Genomic DNA, 16,145 nt, shown 5'->3' with positions numbered 1-16,145 from the left:
CTTGCCTTTCTGATTCTCATCCCCCGAGAACGCCGATCGAGACGTTCTGGTACATACCCCAAAGTGACGTGATGACAATTGAGATCATGCCGATGATCTGGGTGTAAATCCTGCAGCGCACAAGGATTTTCGACACGCTTCCGAGCACCGGCTCGATGCCTTGCAACTTGCGCGCGGCGCGAATGTTGATCAGCATCACCAAACTCACCGGGAACAGCAACAAAAACACGGCCTGTGCAAATTCAACGCCATAATAGAAACCCAGCATCGCAAGCCCGGTAAAAAAGAAACAACTCAAGGCCAGTACAACGAGACCTGACATATCGACGATGTAAAGCAGCCTGTTGCCGTTGATCCGAACGATATCCAGCAGGTCCTGCTCGGACTGACCGCCAACACGACGGGCACGCACAAGCAGATCGTAGGGAACCCCCATCGCCCAGTGGCTGGCCGACGACCAGAGCACCGCCAACACAATCCAGTACCACAGATTCGAAAAGCTGCGCATGTCGATGAGTTCGAAAATCGAAGAGTGCAAATCCACGCATCAGCCCTTTGTTCATTGTCCTTGGGGCGTTCTTCGCGCAGGCGCGTCCAATGTTACCCTTGAGACCATCGGGAATTCATGCCACCCAATGCACGATTATTCAAGGAGAGCGCGACATGAAACCGACCATCGCCCCCTACCCCCTTACGCGATTTCGCCGGGCGCGCCAATCCGATGCCATTCGTGGGTTGGTAAGGGAAAACACGCTGACGACAGACGATCTGATCTGGCCGGTTTTTGTGCGCGACGGCGAAGGCATTGAAGAACCCGTTCCTTCAATGCTCGGCGTTGTGCGGCGCTCGGTCGATCTGATTGCCAAAGCCGCAGTCGAGGCACAGGCTATGGACATCCCGGCGATCTGTATCTTTCCTTATACTGATCCCAGCCTGAAAACCGAAGATTGCGCCGAGGCGTGGAACCCAGACAATCTGTCGAACCGGGCCATTCGGGCGATCAAATCTGCGGCCCCCGATATCGCCGTGATGACCGACGTGGCGCTGGATCCATATAACATCAATGGCCATGACGGCTATGTCGTGGATGGCGAGATCGTGAACGATCAGACCGTCGAGGCGCTGGTCAAAATGACACTGGCGCAGGCTGAGGCCGGGGCCGACATCATTGGACCCTCAGACATGATGGATGGCCGCATCGGGGCAATGCGCCGCGCGCTTGAGGGTGCCGGGCACCACAACGTGATGATCCTCAGCTATGCCGCTAAATATGCCAGCGCATTCTACGGCCCCTTCCGCGATGCAGTGGGCGCGTCCGGTGCGCTGACCGGAGACAAGAAGACCTACCAGATGGACCCGGCCAATTCGAACGAGGCCCTGCGCCTGATCGAACGTGACCTGACAGAAGGCGCAGACATGGTGATGATCAAACCAGGCATGCCCTATCTGGATATCTGTCGCCGCGTGAAAGACACGTTTGGCGCGCCAACCTATGCCTATCAGGTGTCCGGTGAATACGCGATGATACAGGCAGCTGCGCAGAACGGCTGGATTGATGGTGAGAAGGTCATGCTGGAAAGCCTGCTGGCCTTCAAACGTGCGGGTTGCGACGGAATCCTGACCTACTTTGCACCGCAGGTTGCTCGCGTTCTTCAAGGCTAAAACCCCGGGCGGTCGCGATTTTTCGCCGATTGTGAACGCTGTTGGGCCAGCTTTCCCGTGACACACAGGCGCAATCGGCGTATTCTTGCACACAAGATCGGGAACACCCGACACTTCAGGCAGTTTATACAGAGAAAAAAACATGAGCAGTTCCAACTCTCCCCGACTAAACCGTCGTGGCTTTGCGTTTGGCATGGCCGGGCTCACACTGACCGCTGCATGCGGAAACGGTGTAGGCAATTCCAATGCGGCCCAGATCGACGCCCGTGTGAACGTGACGCTGAACGAAATGTTCAGCAAGTACCCCAACACCGTCGAGATCGCCGAAAAAGCCGACGGCATGCTGGTGATGCCGTTGATCACCGAGGCCGGTTTCATCTTTGGCGGTGCCTATGGCCAGGGCGCGCTGCGCATCAACGGAGCAACGGTAGACTATTACTCGGCCCTATCCGGCAGTGCTGGTCTGCAGATCGGCGCGCAACAATATGCGCATGTCCTGTTCTTTATGACGCAGGACGCCCTAGATGACTTCCGCCGCTCCAGCGGTTGGACCGCAGGTGCGGATATCGGCTACGTCGTCGATGCCACCGGCGACTCGCTCTCAACCGACACAACCCAATTGCGCAAACCGGTACTTGCCGCCGTTTTCGGACAGGCCGGTTTGAAATTCGGCGCGACCGTCGAAGGCACCAAGTACACGCGCATTATCCCCTGATACCGAATACCACCCCCCCTTTGCCACGGACCCCGCCACATGTTCAAAACCATGTGGCGGGTTTTTTCATCTCAACATGTTAACTCAACGTTCGCGCGGCGTTCCTCTTTCGGTTGCCCGGTCCTTCCAGTAGGGTTCAGCCAATAATTTCTTATGGGGATATGGGGCGTTCATGGGTCTTGTCTTTCGCTGGCTGGTTCGGATTGCTACGGGCCTGATCCTGTTGGCCGTTGCGGCTGTGGGTCTTGTCTACTTCCTGGCCAGCCAGTCCCTGCCGGATTATGACCAGACCGTCGAAGTCAGCGGGCTGCGTGCGCCGGTCGAGATCGTGCGTGACACCGCCAATGTTCCGCATATTCTGGCCGAAAGCGACCCTGACGTATTCTTTGGCCTGGGCTATGCCCATGCGCAGGATCGCCTGTGGCAGATGACCGTGATGCGACGCACTGCGCAGGGCCGTTTATCCGAAGTGTTCGGCAAGCGCACTGTCCCTATCGACAAGCTCTTGCGCCGTTTTGACCTTTACAGTCTTGCCCACCGCTCGGTCGAGGAGCAGGACGATTACACCAAAGCTGCGCTGCGCGCTTATTCTGCGGGCGTCAATGCCCGGCTGGATGAGATCAATGAGAACGCATTGGGACGTGGCGCGCCCGAGATGTTCCTTTTCAACGCATCTGTATCGCCGTGGCAGCCCGGCGACAGCATTGCGATCATCAAACTGATGAGCCTGCAACTGTCTGGCCATTTGAAAGATGAGGTCCTGCGCGCCCGCACATCCCTGATGCTGAACGATCCGCAGCGGCTGGCCGATATCCTGCCAGACGTACCGGGCGCGGGTATTGCGGCGCTGCCGGAATATGCGTCTTTGTTCCCAGAACTGCCGCGCTATGCCGAAGGCACGCCAATGCCCGACACGCCGCTGTCACCATTCCCTAAACGCGGCTTGGCCGGGGCGTCGAACGCGTGGTCGGCCGCGCCCTCGCGTTCCGCGATCGGAGGCACCCTGCTGGCCAATGACCCCCATCTGGGCCTGACCGCACCCGGCATTTGGTACCTGGCGCGGCTTGAGCTTGCCAAAGGCGGTGTTATCGGCGCGACCATTCCGGGCGTTCCGGCGATCATGACGGGCCGCAGTGATAGGTTAGGCTGGGGCCTGACCTCGTCTTACCTGGACGATCAGGATGTTCACATCGAACAGCTGAACCCTGAAAACTCAGAAGAATACCTGTCACCAGAAGGTTATAAACAGTTCCGCTCGCGCCCCTCGATCATCGAGATCAAGGACGAAGCCCCCATCACCCTGACCCTGCGCTGGACCGAGAACGGACCCGTCTTGCCCGGCAGCCATTACGATCTGGAAACGATCACGCCGCCCGGGCACGTCGCGTCGTTGTCATGGACCGCGCTCAGCCCGCGCGACACGTCGATGACGGCTTCGATGGCATTAATGAATTCGGACAGTGTGCGCGAAGCCATCGACGTGGCCGAACTGTTCATTGCGCCGTCGCAAAACCTGTCGCTGGTCGACAAGGACACGATCGGCATGAAGCTGATCGGCGCAATGCCTGGCCGAGACATTCGCAACCAAAGCCGCGGCCGTATCCCAACGCCAGGTTGGTTGGCTGAAAACCTGTGGCAAGGACGCTTGCCTTATGCAAACAACCCCGAATTCGTGACACCAGCAGGCGGGATTCTGGGCAATACAAACAACAAGATCATCGACCGCCCCTTTCCCGACCATGTCTCGTATGAATGGGGCGATACGCAGCGCGTGCACCGTTGGGAACGCCTGATGCAATCGCGCGAGGTTCACACCCGCGACAGCTTTATCGAAGCGCAACTTGATACCGTCAGCTTTACCGCCCGTTCACTTTTGCCGCTAATCGGCGCCGATCTTTGGTTTACCGGAGCCTCTGCGCCCGAGGGCACACCGGAACGCCAGCGTCAGGTCGCGCTGGCCCTGCTGGCCGAGTGGAACGGTGAGATGAACGAGCACCTGCCTGAACCGCTGATCTATGCCGCATGGTTGCGCGCGCTGCAAATCCGGCTGATCTCGGACGAGCTGGGGCCGCTGGCGGCCGAATACAAACATGTTGAGCCGCTGTTCATCGAAAGGGTGTACCGCGATATCGACGGCGCGTCGGTCTGGTGCGACGTGCGTCAGAGCGCACCCGTGGAAACCTGTACCGACATGGCACGACTGGCGCTGGACGATGCGCTGATCTGGATCAGCGAGAAATACGGTGGTTCGCTGGAATCCCTGCGCTGGGGAGACGCCCATCAGGCCACGCATGACCACCCGGTTCTGGGCACGGTTCCCGTTCTGCGGTTCTTCGTCAACATCCGCCAATCCACCAGCGGCGGCGACAACACCCTGCTGCGCGGGCGGACATCGGGCGAAGGGCCCAACCCTTTCCAAAACGTCCACGGTGCGGGATATCGCGGTGTCTATGATTTTGCCGATCCCAACAGCTCGGTCTTTATCACGGCAACGGGTCAGTCGGGGCATTTCCTGTCGCGCTACTACGACGATCAGGCCCAGCTTTGGCGGCGAGGTGAGTATATCCCCATGTCACTGGACATGGATCTGGCCCGCGCGGCAGCGGTCGGTGTAACCAACCTGACCCCGCGCTGATTTCACTGCTTCGGCAGGACCTTGCCCCTTTTGCAAGCTGCCGTGGACGCGCGCAGGTGTTTTCGCCTACGATCTGCAAGCCGACAATTCGGGACCTTGGGGGTACAGATGGCCAGTTTTCGGGATATGTTGAACAATCTCGCACGCGATTACGCAATCGCGTGGAGCTCGGGCGACCCAAATGCGGTTGCCAGCTTTTTTGCACCCGACGGGCAGATCACGATCAACCGGGGTGAACCAATTGTCGGCCGTGCCGCCGTCGCAGACATGGCGCGCGGATTCTACGCCGACTTCCCGGATCTGGAAGTGCGCTGCGACATGCTGCGGTGGGCCGGATCACACGCGATTTTTGTCTGGACGCTGGAAGGCCATCACTCCGAGACCGGCAACCACGTCGTCACGCGTGGTTGGGAAGAATGGGAATTGACCGCTGACAACAAGGTGCAAACGTCGCTGGGTTGGTTCGATGCTGACGACTATCAGCGCCAGATAGACGGGCAGTAGCGGACGCCCCACCTAAACGCGCGTGATCTGGTAGTCGCGCGGAATGCCTTCCGTCACCTTGAACCAGGTCGAGGCTTTGGTTCGCGCCTGATGGGCGTCAAAGGCCGCTTGGTTTTCAAAAATCTCGTGTACGTTGAACCGGCCGGGAATATCCGCGTCTTCTGTAACGTCGAATGTGATGCAACCCGGTTCGGCCCGAGTCAGGGCGATGTGGTCCGGCAACGCCTCTCGCACCTGTGTGACACGGTCGGCAGGCACCGAAATATGACCACGCAGAACCACCTTAACTTTTGCCATCGTGACCTCGCTTGTCGATCAAAGCGCGGCGAACTGCGCCTCTTGCTTGTCGGTCCACAATACGGTGATCTGAAATCCGTCATCCGTCTGCTCCTCGGATTGAACGACATCCTGGCGGAACAGCCACGCACGCTTGTTGCCCTCGACAAACGCCAGAGTCAGAACCGTCTCGTGCCGAACCCCTTGCAAATTAACCGCAATCTCGGCCAGCAACGATTCGATACCTTCGCCCGTCACGGCGGAAATGGCAAAGATCGACGGATCACGGTCGGCCCGGGCAAACGTGGCCTCGCGCTCATCTTCGTTCAACAGGTCGATCTTGTTCCAGACCTCAAGCCGGGGCCGTTCGTCATCAACGCCCAACGAGGTCAAAATGGTTTCGACATCCCGGGCTTGCGCCTCGGTGTCTTCATGGCTGATATCTCGCACATGCACGACGATATCTGCGCCCAGAACCTCTTCAAGCGTGGCGCGGAAGGCCGCGACCAGTTCGGTTGGCAAGTTCGAAATGAACCCTACCGTGTCCGACAGAATCACCTCGGGACCATCGGGCAGTTCAACCCGCCGCATGGTCGGATCCAACGTGGCAAACAGCATGTCCTTTGCCATTACCTCGGCCCCGGTCAGGCGATTGAACAAAGTTGATTTGCCGGCGTTCGTATAGCCCACCAACGCAACAATCGGATACGGCACCTTTGCCCGAGCAGCACGGTGCAAGGTCCGGGTCTTGATTACCTTCTGCAATTGACGGCGCAGGCGCACAAGCTGATCGTCGATCGCCCTTCGGTCAGCCTCGATCTGGGTTTCACCGGGACCACCGACAAACCCTAATCCGCCCCGCTGACGTTCAAGGTGGGTCCAGGCGCGAACCAGACGCGTTCGCTGATAGCTGAGCGCGGCCATCTCGACCTGCAGCACACCTTCACGGGTACGGGCACGGTCGCTGAAAATCTCCAAAATCAACCCGGTCCGATCGAGGATTTTAACCTTCCAAGCCTTTTCCAGATTGCGCTGCTGAACTGGAGTCACGGGACCATCGATCAGAACCAGCTCGACCTCGGCGTCATGAAACCGTTCGCCCAGCTCCTCGATCTTGCCGGTCCCGAACAACAGGCCTGGCTGGGCACGTGGCAGACGCACAATATCGGACCCGATCACATCCAGATCGGGCAAAGCGGCAGCCAGTGCCACCGCCTCTTCCAACGCCGGTCCAGGGACACGGCGCTGTTCATCTGATTTGATTTCCGGATGCAGCACCCAAGCCCGGGTGCGCGTCCTGTCGTGTTCCATCAAGAGGCGTCTTCGCCCTCATACAGGTTGATCGGCTGCGACGGCATGATCGTTGAAATTGCGTGTTTGTAGACCAGCTGCGACTGTCCGTCGCGGCGCAACAATACGCAGAAATTGTCGAACCAGGTGATGACACCCTGCAATTTCACACCGTTGATCAGGAAAATTGTGACCGGGACCTTTGCTTTCCGTACATTATTCAGGAACGCGTCCTGCAGATTCTGTCTGTCCGAAGCCATATTATTATAATCTCGCCATTGTTCTTGCTACGCGCTGCGGACCAACGCGCTCCCTCTGGCAGAGTATGGAGTGTCGTTAACCGATATTCCAGATGAAAAATAAGGTGTCGGCAAAGGTGAGGATTCTTAGTCTCGCCAGAGGGTTGGCGTAATCAGCGCAATGATCGCCAAAGTTTCCAACCGTCCGATCACCATCGCTGCACACATGGTCAGCTTTGCGCCCCAGGGCAAATCGACCAGACGGATGGGAACATCGGTGGCCAGTTCAATCAACGGCCCGGTGGTGCTGAGCGCCGCGACGCTGAGGACCATCGCCTGTTCAAACCCCGACCCCATCGCGGCCAGCAGCAGATTGAACAGTGCTGCGGTCAAGGCAAACATCATCAGGAAGATCCAGGCGATAAAGGCCCCGTCGCTTTGAATGCGACGGTTACCGCCGCCAATGCCACTAACGGATGAGGGATAGATCAACCGATCAATCTCGCGCGCGCCATTGAGGTACAGGGCAAAGACCCGCAACAGTTTGACCCCGCCCGCCGTTGTGGCCACCCCTCCTCCGATCAGGGCGAGACCCATCAGGATCAGCCCGGGGGTGCCAAGGCCGGACAATTGCTGCGCATCATTCCAGTTTGCGCTTTCGAATCCGGCTGTGGTCAGGAAAGACAACGCCGTAAAGATCATGCCCCAGATCACGCTAAGTGCCTGAAGCGGTTCCAACTGATTGCCGATTTCCAGAACGCCGGCCCAGACGCGCGCGAACAACAATGCCGCGACGACACCCACAATCATCAGGCCAATCCGGAATTCGGGGTCTTGGTCCAGTCGGGAATAGCCTGTGGTCGCCGTATCGGTCGAAAAGGTCAGCCGCGACAAGGCGAAGAACAGGAACAGAAACAGGATCGCCTCGCCCGTTATTCCGGCCTGCGCCCCCTCCAGCCCGCCAACCGGAGATATCCCCGACGTGGCCATGGTTGACATGGCGTGACACACGGCAGTCAAACCGTTTTCTCCGGCGATCAGCAGCAGGATCCATATGGTTGCGGTCAGACCGGTATAGACTGGTGTCAAGGTCCGGGTCACACGGATCAGACGGCCGCGGGGGTCGACCTCTTCGCTTTGTGCGACGCCCGACACCGGGCGACCGGGCTGGCCGCGCGCCGTAATCTCGAACCCACCCAGCGACAAGGGCGCCAGAATTGCCGCCGCAGCAATCCACATTAGCAAGCCACCCATCCAGCCGACCAAAGCACGCCACAGGTGCAGCGGTGCGGTCAGGCGATCCGGGTCCGGAAACAGATCTGCACCGGTGGTGGTCACAGCACTGACCATATCAAAATACGCATTCAAAAAGGTGGTGGTGCCCAAGGCATCATGCAGCGGAATTGCCAGAAACAGCGGCAAAACGGTAAAACAGCCCAGCAACACGGCCAGTTGCCCCAGCGTCCCACGTCGCGGCACGCGGTTTGATGCTGCCACAGCAATCGTGGACACCACGAACATTCCCAGAAGACCGGAATAGAAAAACGATCGCGACGTGTCGTGATCATCCAAGGCCAGCGCGTAAATCGCCGGAACCCACATCGACAGCGCGGCGATTCCCCAGATCAACAGAAACAGCGGCAACCGCTGTATCAAAGTGATCTGTTGTCTCAGAGCGCGCGCCATCAGAAGAAATCGATTGAAACCTGCATAAGGCGCTCGACCTCGGGCACGTCCTTGGCCATCGCAAAGATCGCCACCACGTCCTTTTCATCGATCCGCAGGCTGCCTGTCGGGCGCAAAAGCTCATCGCCTTTTCGTACGGCACCTACCAGAACACCTTCGGGAAAATCGATATCCCGCAGCTTCTGCCCGGCCATGGGTGAGGTCGACAGCACCTCGGCCTCGATCACTTCCGCCTCGGCATCCCCGATAGAATACACCTGCCGCACCCGCCCGTGGCGAATATGGCGCAGGATCGAGCTGACAGTGGTTGCACGCGGGTTGATATAGGCGTCGATCCCCAGTGGCCCCATCAGGGCCACCATGCTTGGATCATTGATCAAGGCAATCGCCAAGGCACAACCTTCGGCCTTGGCCCGTACCGCAGCCAGCATGTTGGCGCGGTCGTCATCGGTGACCGCCAGCATTGCGTCGGCGCGTTCGATCCCGGCCTCGCGCAACAAGGCGGCATCCAGCCCGTCGCCATTCAGGACAATCGTCCGTTCCAATGTTTCGGCGGCTATTTCAGCGCTTTGGCGATCACGCTCGATCACCTTGGCACGCACACGGCTTTCACGTTCTTCCAGCGTTCGGGCGACTTCCAGACCGACATTTCCACCGCCCACAATTACCACGCGGTCCTGCTTTTTGTGGGTCTTGCCGAAAACCTCCATCGTGCGGTCCACGTCTTTGACATTGGTAAAGACATAGCATTCGTCGCCGACAAACAGCTGATCTTCGGATTCTGGCGCAAACAGCGTGCCATCGCGCCGAACACCAACGACAATTGAGCTGAGGGTCGAAAACAGGTCCGTGAGCTGCCGCAAGGGTGTGTTCACGATGGGGCAATCTTCGTCGATGCGAATGCCCAGAAGCTGCGCCTGCCCATCCATGAACATCTCGGTATCAAAGGCGGACGGGGCCGAAAGGCGACGCATGGCGGCTGCCGCCACTTCGCGTTCGGGGCTGATCACGACGTCGATGGGCAAGTGGTCACGACGGAACAGATCCGAATGGATCGCCTGCAAATACGATTTCGCCCGCAACCGAGCGATCTTGCGCTGGATGGAAAAGATCGAATGCGCCATCTGACAGGTGACCATATTCACCTCGTCCGAATGGGTCGCTGCGATGATCATATCGGCATCACGTGCGCCTGCGCGTTCCAGCACGTCAGGATAGCTGGCAAATCCGGCAATCCCCTGAACATCCAGCGTTTCCGTCGCCCGGCGCACCAGATCGGGATTGTTGTCCACCACCGTTACGTCATTCAGTTCGCCCGACAAGTGACGTGCGATCTGCCAGCCGACCTGACCGGCACCGCATATGATGACCTTCATGTTTCTGGCCCTTCTGCCTGAAATCCTTGAATGACAGATGCCCCTATAGCGGTCAATTGAATTGTCATTCAGACAAAGCTGGGGCAAGATAACCCTATGAAATCAGTGCTTCACTTACTAATTCCGCTGACTATCCTGTCCGCTTGCAGCGGCCCACTTTCACTGTATTACCGCGAAGGTGAAAGCGTGTCGCGCACGCAGTCCGAGACCACGCAATGTCAGGTCAAAGCAGTAAATGACGTTCCCGTGGCTAATCAGGTGCGGCAAAGCCCGCCCACATACTGGCCGGGACGCACGTATTGCGACAACCGTGGGCACTGCTATCGCTCGCCTGGTTGGTGGGAACCCGGGCGCGTGTATACGGTCGACGTGAATGCCGGTCTGCGCAATCAGGTCGAGGCCCAATGCATGGCTAAAAAAGGCTTTCGTCCGATCAGCTTGCCACCCTGCAAACAGAGCGTAAAGTCTCAGGTTCCACCTGCGCGCACAACGAAACTGCCGCCGCTGGGAACCCAATCCTGCTATGTGAAATTCGACGACGGCTCATTTCAGATCATCACCCCGGGTCAGGCAGGGTAAAGCCCCGGCGGATTATTCCGCCGGTTCCGGTTCGTCGATTTGCGCCACCCGCGCCCCGGATTTGTTCGAGGTCACAACACCAAGCGATTTCAGCTTACGGTGCAGCGCGCTGCGCTCCATGCCCACAAAGCTGGCGGTTCGGCTGATATTGCCACCGAAACGGTTGATCTGGGTCAGCAGGTACTCACGCTCGAACGCCTCGCGCGCTTCGCGAAGCGGCAGAGTTGCCAGTGCACCAGACAAAACCACGCGACCCGAGTCGTCGGTTTTCTCTTCTTCGGTTGGCAATTCGCGGGCTTCGATTGGACCTGTTCCATCGCCTAGGATCAGGACACGCTCGATCAGGTTCTTCAGCTGACGCACATTGCCGGGCCAGGTCATGGTCTGCAACAATGCCACCGCCTCTTCCGAGATCTCGCGAATTGGCAAGCCTTGGGATTCGTTGCACATTTCAATGAAATGCTGTGCCAGAACCGGAATATCCTCGCGCCGGTCCTCCATCGAAGGCACGGCGATCGGCACGACGTTCAGGCGGTGATACAGCTCTTCACGGAACCGGTCGGCTTCGATTTCGGCATCAAGATCGCGATTTGTCGACGAGATGACTCTCAGATCCACACGCACCTTGTCAGACCCGCCTACCCGCTGGAATTGCTGGTCGACCAGAACCCGCAGAATCTTGGATTGCGTACCCAAGGGCATGTCCGCCACTTCGTCAAAGTAGATCACCCCGCCATGGGCCTCTTCCAGCAAGCCGGATTCGATCCCGCGTTCCGATGACTCGCGCCCGAATAGCACCTCTTCGACGCGTTCAGGCTCAATCCCTGCGCAGTTAACGGTGACGAATGGCGCGTTGGCGCGGTTGGAATGGGCGTGGATGTAACGCGCGGCAATCTCTTTGCCCGACCCGGCTGGCCCACTCAACATCACGCGGCCGTTCGACTTGGTGACCTTGTCCAACTGGCTCTGCATTGCCCGGAACGAGGCTGATTTGCCGATCATGTCCGAGTTGGTGACCTCACGCCGCTTGAGCGAAGCATTCTCGCGGCGCAAGCGCGAGGTCTCCATGGCGCGGCGGATCACGACCATCAACTGATCAATGTTAAAGGGCTTTTCGATAAAATCGTAAGCGCCCTGCTTGATGGCCGCCACAGCAATCTCGATATTACCGTGACCGGAAATGATCACCACCGGCACATCAGGGTTGTCGCGTTTAACCGACTTCAGGATATCGATCCCGTCCATGCGGCTGTCTTTCAGCCAGATATCAAGGATCAACAGACCCGGTGGCTCGGAATTGATCGACGACATACACTCGTCCGAGTTTGCCGCCAGCCGGGTGGAATAGCCTTCGTCCTCCAGAATGTCGGACACCAGTTCGCGAATATCGCGTTCGTCATCTACGATCAGAATGTCGCTCATCTTTGGCCTGCTTTCAGTTTGTTAGTATGAATTGCCTGCTTTTGTGGCGCTGCAGTCTGGGAAATTTTGCCCCCCGGCAAACGGATCACGGCCATCGCGCCGAAATGGTCCTGTCCGTCGAAAACGGGCGCGTCTTCCAGGGTCAGCGCTCCGCCATGTTCTTCTATGATTTTCTTGACGATGGGCAGGCCCAGACCCGTGCCTTCGTCGCGTGTAGTGACATAGGGTTCAAACAACCGCGCCCGATCTTCGGGCAGCCCTATGCCATTGTCCGCTATTGTAATGACCGTCCCCGCATCATCGTTGGAAATGTCCACTTTGATCTGTGGCTTCAAATTTTCTGGCGGGCCTTTTTTCTTAAGTGTTTCAATCGCCTCGCCCGCGTTCTTTATCAAATTCGTCAGCGCTTGATTCAACATCGTCGCGTCTACATCCGCTAGGATGGGCTTGTCCGGCAGGGTCGCGTCGATCTGCACATCCGGCTGTCCGGCTTGCTGCAACAGAACAGCTTCGCGCACCAAGCCGACGACGTCTTCCTCACGCCGATCGGGTTCAGGCATCCGCGCGAATTTTGAGAACTCGTCTACGATCCGCCGCAGATCGTTGGTTTGCCGCACGATCACATCGGTCATGGATACAAGGCTGTCACAATCCTCTTCGTCCAGTTTGCGCGAGAATTTGCGCTTGATCCGTTCCGCGCTGAGCTGGATGGGCGTCAGCGGGTTCTTGATCTCATGGGCAATACGGCGGGCCACATCGCCCCAGGCCGCCATACGCTGTGCACTGACCAGATCGGTCACATCATCGAAGGCCACCACGTAGCCCTCCAGCCCTCCATCTTCGCCGCGCCGGATCGCCATTCGCACCAGTAAGTTTTCCAACCGCCCTTTACGCGTGACCTTAACCTCACCCTGCACGGCCTCTTGACCGCTGCCTTTCAGATTTTCGAATAAGGGAAGGAATTCGGGGACCGCGATGCCGATGGCCAATTGTTCTTCACCGCGCGACCAATCCAGAAGACGCTCGGCTGAACGGTTCACGAATGTGACACATCCATCCGAATCGACGCCGACCACACCAGACGTCACCGAACTAAGCACCGAATCGAACAGGCGGCGGCGGCGTTCGATCTGACGCGTATTTTCCAATAACGTGTCGCGCTGCCCTTTAAGTTGCCGCGTCATCTGATTGAAATAACGACCTAACATGGCGATTTCGTCATCGCTGGCCTCTTCGATGACCTGAACGCTCAGATCCCCGGCGCCGACCCTTTGTGCGGCTGTAGTCAGACGGCCAACCGGGCGCGACAGGCGTTCAGCGAACCACATCCCCAACGACATCGCGGCAAGGATCAGGATGACCGCAAAGCCCAGGTACAAAAGCCCGAATTCAAAAAGAACCCGGCCCCTTTCACTTTCAAGCTGTTGGTAGAACTGAACCGTTTCCTTGGTGTCATCCAGCAATTTCAGCAGTTCGCCATCCACCTCGCGGCTAACATACAGATACCGGTCCAGATAGGCCTGCAACGGCGCCAGCGCGCGGAACTCGTTGTTTTGCCAATCGGCAATGATCAGAAGGCCGCTGTCGGTTGCTTCAACCATCTGTTCCGGTGTCGGCGGTTCATAGTTGAACAGGTAAGACCGGTCGCCACGGGATTTGATTTCTCCACTGCCATCAATGACATAGGCCTCGCGCAAGCCCCGCTGAATCTGCGATTGTCCCTGTGCCAGAACCTCGCGCAGTTCTGCGTCCGAGATGTAGAAGTCCAGCGTTCGCGCATTGTCGAGGAATCGGGAAAGAACGATGGCGTCCTGTGTCAGGCCGCTGCGGTGTTCAAGCTCATAGGCTTCGGCCGCCGACAGGGATGATCCGACAACCTGCCGGACCCGATCCGAAAACCATCCCTCAAGCCCGATATTCACTGTAAGGCCGGCAAAGATCGCGACGGTCACTGTCGGCACTAGGGCCAGCAAGGTGAACGCACCGATCAGCCGCAGGTGCAGACGAGACCCGGCAGATTTTGCCCGGCGTGCAGCGATCAGGCTGAACACCTGCCCCAGAACAAGTGCTGCAACGACCAGCACATAGACCAGATCCGCCAGCAGAATCAGCCGCAGCGTGGGCGCTGCCGAACCCAAATCAAACGGACCGATGACCAGATATGTGGCCAACGCAAGAAGCGGCCCCAAAAGGACCAGCCCCAAGGTGCTAAAATTGCGCAGCTTTCGGGATTTCCGCCACCGATCAATCGATAGGATCAGCCCGCTCTGTGCTCGGGTTGCCACCGTCTGCCCTCATCCTGATGTGCCGCTTTCGCGGCGTACCGCCATATCTCGTGGTCGTTGCCGGGCTTGTACCCGGATGCCACGCTTTGTGTGGCGATATTACATCAGTTTGCGTCGGCGTGTCACCTGAATATCGAGATCGGTGATTTTTTTGCGCAGCGTATTCCTGTTGATCCCCAGCAAATCCGCACATTTCGCCTGATTTCCGCCGGTTGCGTCCAGTGCCTGCTCGATCAAGGGGCCCTCAACCTCGCGTAGGATGCGCTGATACAGGCCCGGAGGTGGCAACAAATTGCCGTGCAGATCAAAATAGCGACGCAAATGACGGGCCACAGAGGCCGAGAGTTTCTCCCTTTCGCCGTCACCAAGAATCGGTTCCGCTTCGGGCTGACTGCCCAAAACCATCTCAACCTCGGCTTTCGATATTTCTTCTGCCCGGCTGGTCAGACTCAGACGTCGGATCGCGTTTTCTAGCTGTCGCACATTGCCGGGCCAAGAATATCGCCGTACCAGTTCTACGGCCTCGGGGCTGAGCCAGCGCTTTGTGCCATGTTCCCGTTCCTCGCGGGCAAGGAAGTGATCAACCAGCAGGGTGATATCGTCCACCCGCTCGCGCAGCGCAGGCACATGGATCGTCGCGCCGCACAGTCGATAATACAGATCCTGACGCACCCGCCCGCTTTCCATCGCTTCGGTCAGATCCGATTGGCTGGTCGCCATAAAACGCGGAAGATGATCGCCGGGCGTGTCCATCATCCGGACAATACGTGCCTGGACCTCATCTTCGATATCAGCGATTTCATCAATCAACAGAGTACCGCCCCGCACCCTGGCCATTATGCGCGCAGGCCCTTCGAGGTCACGCAGATCACCGGCAGTCGCAGTGACGAAGGGCAGCGTGCGTCGGTCCGAGAAATCATGAATAGCGCGTGCTATCAAGGACTTGCCGGTGCCACTTTCACCGGAAATCATGACCGAAAGATCGGTATTCATCACGCGTGCCACAAGGCGATACAGTGCCTGCATCCCCGGAGTGCGCCCAACCAGCGGCAGCTCCTCAGGACGGTCTTCGGCAGGTACGATCGCATCCGCCTGCACGCGTTGCTTTTGCTCCAAGGCCCGTGCGGTCCGCTTCATCAGGTCCGGCAGGTCAAAAGGCTTGGGCAGATAGTCATATGCGTCCGCTTCAGCCGCCTGAATGGCGGTCATGATCGTGTTCTGCGCCGAAATCACGATGACCGGCAAACCCGGACGGTCCTGCGCGATCTTGGGCAACATCTCGAGCCCGTTGCCATCCGGCATGACCACGTCAGAGATTACAACATCCCCTTTGCCCTCGCCGACCCAGCGCATCAGAGTGGTCAGCGAGGATGTCGCATGCACCTTGCACCCGGCCCGCGTCAGGGCCTGAGTCAGTACGGTTCGGATTGTGCGATCGTCATCTGCGACCAGTACTGTGCCATCCATCAGGTGCTC

The 16,145-nt window shown here is 58.3% G+C and carries 14 protein-coding genes; 5 read left to right on the top strand and 9 right to left on the bottom strand.

Annotation, left to right across the window (positions count from 1 at the left end; genetic code table 11):
• Positions 1–16: 16 nt before the first annotated feature.
• Entirely contained in the window at positions 17–544 is a 528-nt protein-coding gene (locus tag AC2FLJ_RS09095) for a hypothetical protein (protein ID WP_058278078.1), read from the bottom strand.
• A 119-nt stretch (positions 545–663) separates the two neighbouring features.
• On the opposite strand from AC2FLJ_RS09095, the gene hemB reads away from it, so the two are divergent.
• From hemB to AC2FLJ_RS09075, 4 genes are all read left to right on the top strand, one after another.
• A complete protein-coding gene (hemB, locus tag AC2FLJ_RS09090; protein ID WP_496705370.1) occupies positions 664–1,662 on the top strand; it encodes a porphobilinogen synthase in 999 nt (332 codons plus the stop codon).
• 142 nt (positions 1,663–1,804) lie between these two features.
• Positions 1,805–2,377: a lipid-binding SYLF domain-containing protein gene (locus AC2FLJ_RS09085; RefSeq protein WP_496696562.1), complete on the top strand. Its 573-nt coding sequence runs from the start codon at positions 1,805–1,807 to the stop codon at positions 2,375–2,377.
• A gap of 172 nt (positions 2,378–2,549) precedes the next feature.
• Positions 2,550–5,012: a penicillin acylase family protein gene (locus AC2FLJ_RS09080; RefSeq protein WP_496705368.1), complete on the top strand. Its 2,463-nt coding sequence runs from the start codon at positions 2,550–2,552 to the stop codon at positions 5,010–5,012.
• A 108-nt stretch (positions 5,013–5,120) separates the two neighbouring features.
• A complete protein-coding gene (locus AC2FLJ_RS09075; protein WP_058278082.1) occupies positions 5,121–5,516 on the top strand; it encodes a nuclear transport factor 2 family protein in 396 nt (131 codons plus the stop codon).
• Between the two features lie 12 nt (positions 5,517–5,528).
• Here the strand turns inward: AC2FLJ_RS09075 and AC2FLJ_RS09070 are convergent, their stop codons facing one another.
• The 5 genes from AC2FLJ_RS09070 to trkA form a co-directional block, all read right to left on the bottom strand.
• Positions 5,529–5,813 carry a putative quinol monooxygenase gene (locus AC2FLJ_RS09070; protein WP_496705367.1) on the bottom strand — a complete coding sequence of 95 codons (285 nt, stop codon included), beginning with the start codon at positions 5,811–5,813 and terminating at the stop codon, positions 5,529–5,531.
• A gap of 18 nt (positions 5,814–5,831) precedes the next feature.
• A complete protein-coding gene (hflX, locus tag AC2FLJ_RS09065; RefSeq protein WP_496705366.1) occupies positions 5,832–7,103 on the bottom strand; it encodes a GTPase HflX in 1,272 nt (423 codons plus the stop codon).
• Positions 7,103–7,342 (bottom strand): RNA chaperone Hfq, encoded by a 240-nt coding sequence (gene hfq / locus AC2FLJ_RS09060; RefSeq protein WP_005982826.1) that lies wholly within the window; start codon positions 7,340–7,342, stop codon positions 7,103–7,105. The genes hflX and hfq overlap by 1 nt, the downstream gene beginning before the upstream one ends.
• A 126-nt stretch (positions 7,343–7,468) precedes the next feature.
• The gene (locus AC2FLJ_RS09055) at positions 7,469–9,007 is read right to left on the bottom strand and encodes a TrkH family potassium uptake protein (RefSeq protein ID WP_496705365.1); all 1,539 of its coding nucleotides are present in this window, start codon (positions 9,005–9,007) and stop codon (positions 7,469–7,471) included.
• Complete coding sequence (gene trkA, locus AC2FLJ_RS09050; protein ID WP_109311769.1) at positions 9,007–10,383, bottom strand: Trk system potassium transporter TrkA; 1,377 nt, start codon at positions 10,381–10,383, stop codon at positions 9,007–9,009. The genes AC2FLJ_RS09055 and trkA overlap by 1 nt, the downstream gene beginning before the upstream one ends.
• A 96-nt stretch (positions 10,384–10,479) precedes the next feature.
• Here trkA and AC2FLJ_RS09045 point away from each other — a divergent pair, with 96 nt between their 5' ends.
• Positions 10,480–10,962 carry a hypothetical protein gene (locus AC2FLJ_RS09045; protein WP_496705364.1) on the top strand — a complete coding sequence of 161 codons (483 nt, stop codon included), beginning with the start codon at positions 10,480–10,482 and terminating at the stop codon, positions 10,960–10,962.
• A gap of 12 nt (positions 10,963–10,974) precedes the next feature.
• On the opposite strand, the gene ntrX is transcribed toward AC2FLJ_RS09045, so the two are convergent.
• From ntrX to AC2FLJ_RS09030, 3 genes are all read right to left on the bottom strand, one after another.
• On the bottom strand, positions 10,975–12,384 hold the full coding sequence (gene ntrX, locus AC2FLJ_RS09040) for a nitrogen assimilation response regulator NtrX (RefSeq protein WP_282118298.1): 1,410 nt from the start codon (positions 12,382–12,384) through the stop codon (positions 10,975–10,977).
• Positions 12,381–14,669 (bottom strand): sensor histidine kinase NtrY-like, encoded by a 2,289-nt coding sequence (locus tag AC2FLJ_RS09035; protein WP_496705362.1) that lies wholly within the window; start codon positions 14,667–14,669, stop codon positions 12,381–12,383. The genes ntrX and AC2FLJ_RS09035 overlap by 4 nt, the downstream gene beginning before the upstream one ends.
• 99 nt (positions 14,670–14,768) lie before the next feature.
• A complete protein-coding gene (locus tag AC2FLJ_RS09030) occupies positions 14,769–16,136 on the bottom strand; it encodes a response regulator (RefSeq protein ID WP_496696574.1) in 1,368 nt (455 codons plus the stop codon).
• Positions 16,137–16,145: the final 9 nt, after the last annotated feature.

This window comes from Ruegeria sp. CDSA034, from assembly GCF_059612275.1.
Note: the sequence above shows the minus strand (reverse complement) of the source record. Positions and strands in the feature narration are given on the sequence as shown.

Bases quoted from the DNA above. Each gene is read 5' to 3' on its own strand.
- hemB (WP_496705370.1), top strand. From the start codon at position 664: ATGAAACCGACCATCGCCCCCTACCCCCTTACGCGATTTCGCCGGGCG.
- AC2FLJ_RS09085 (WP_496696562.1), top strand. From the start codon at position 1,805: ATGAGCAGTTCCAACTCTCCCCGACTAAACCGTCGTGGCTTTGCGTTT.
- AC2FLJ_RS09080 (WP_496705368.1), top strand. From the start codon at position 2,550: ATGGGTCTTGTCTTTCGCTGGCTGGTTCGGATTGCTACGGGCCTGATC.
- AC2FLJ_RS09075 (WP_058278082.1), top strand. From the start codon at position 5,121: ATGGCCAGTTTTCGGGATATGTTGAACAATCTCGCACGCGATTACGCA.
- AC2FLJ_RS09070 (WP_496705367.1), bottom strand. From the start codon at position 5,813: ATGGCAAAAGTTAAGGTGGTTCTGCGTGGTCATATTTCGGTGCCTGCC.
- hflX (WP_496705366.1), bottom strand. From the start codon at position 7,103: ATGGAACACGACAGGACGCGCACCCGGGCTTGGGTGCTGCATCCGGAA.
- hfq (WP_005982826.1), bottom strand. From the start codon at position 7,342: ATGGCTTCGGACAGACAGAATCTGCAGGACGCGTTCCTGAATAATGTA.
- AC2FLJ_RS09055 (WP_496705365.1), bottom strand. From the start codon at position 9,007: ATGGCGCGCGCTCTGAGACAACAGATCACTTTGATACAGCGGTTGCCG.
- trkA (WP_109311769.1), bottom strand. From the start codon at position 10,383: ATGAAGGTCATCATATGCGGTGCCGGTCAGGTCGGCTGGCAGATCGCA.
- AC2FLJ_RS09045 (WP_496705364.1), top strand. From the start codon at position 10,480: ATGAAATCAGTGCTTCACTTACTAATTCCGCTGACTATCCTGTCCGCT.
- ntrX (WP_282118298.1), bottom strand. From the start codon at position 12,384: ATGAGCGACATTCTGATCGTAGATGACGAACGCGATATTCGCGAACTG.
- AC2FLJ_RS09030 (WP_496696574.1), bottom strand. From the start codon at position 16,136: ATGGATGGCACAGTACTGGTCGCAGATGACGATCGCACAATCCGAACC.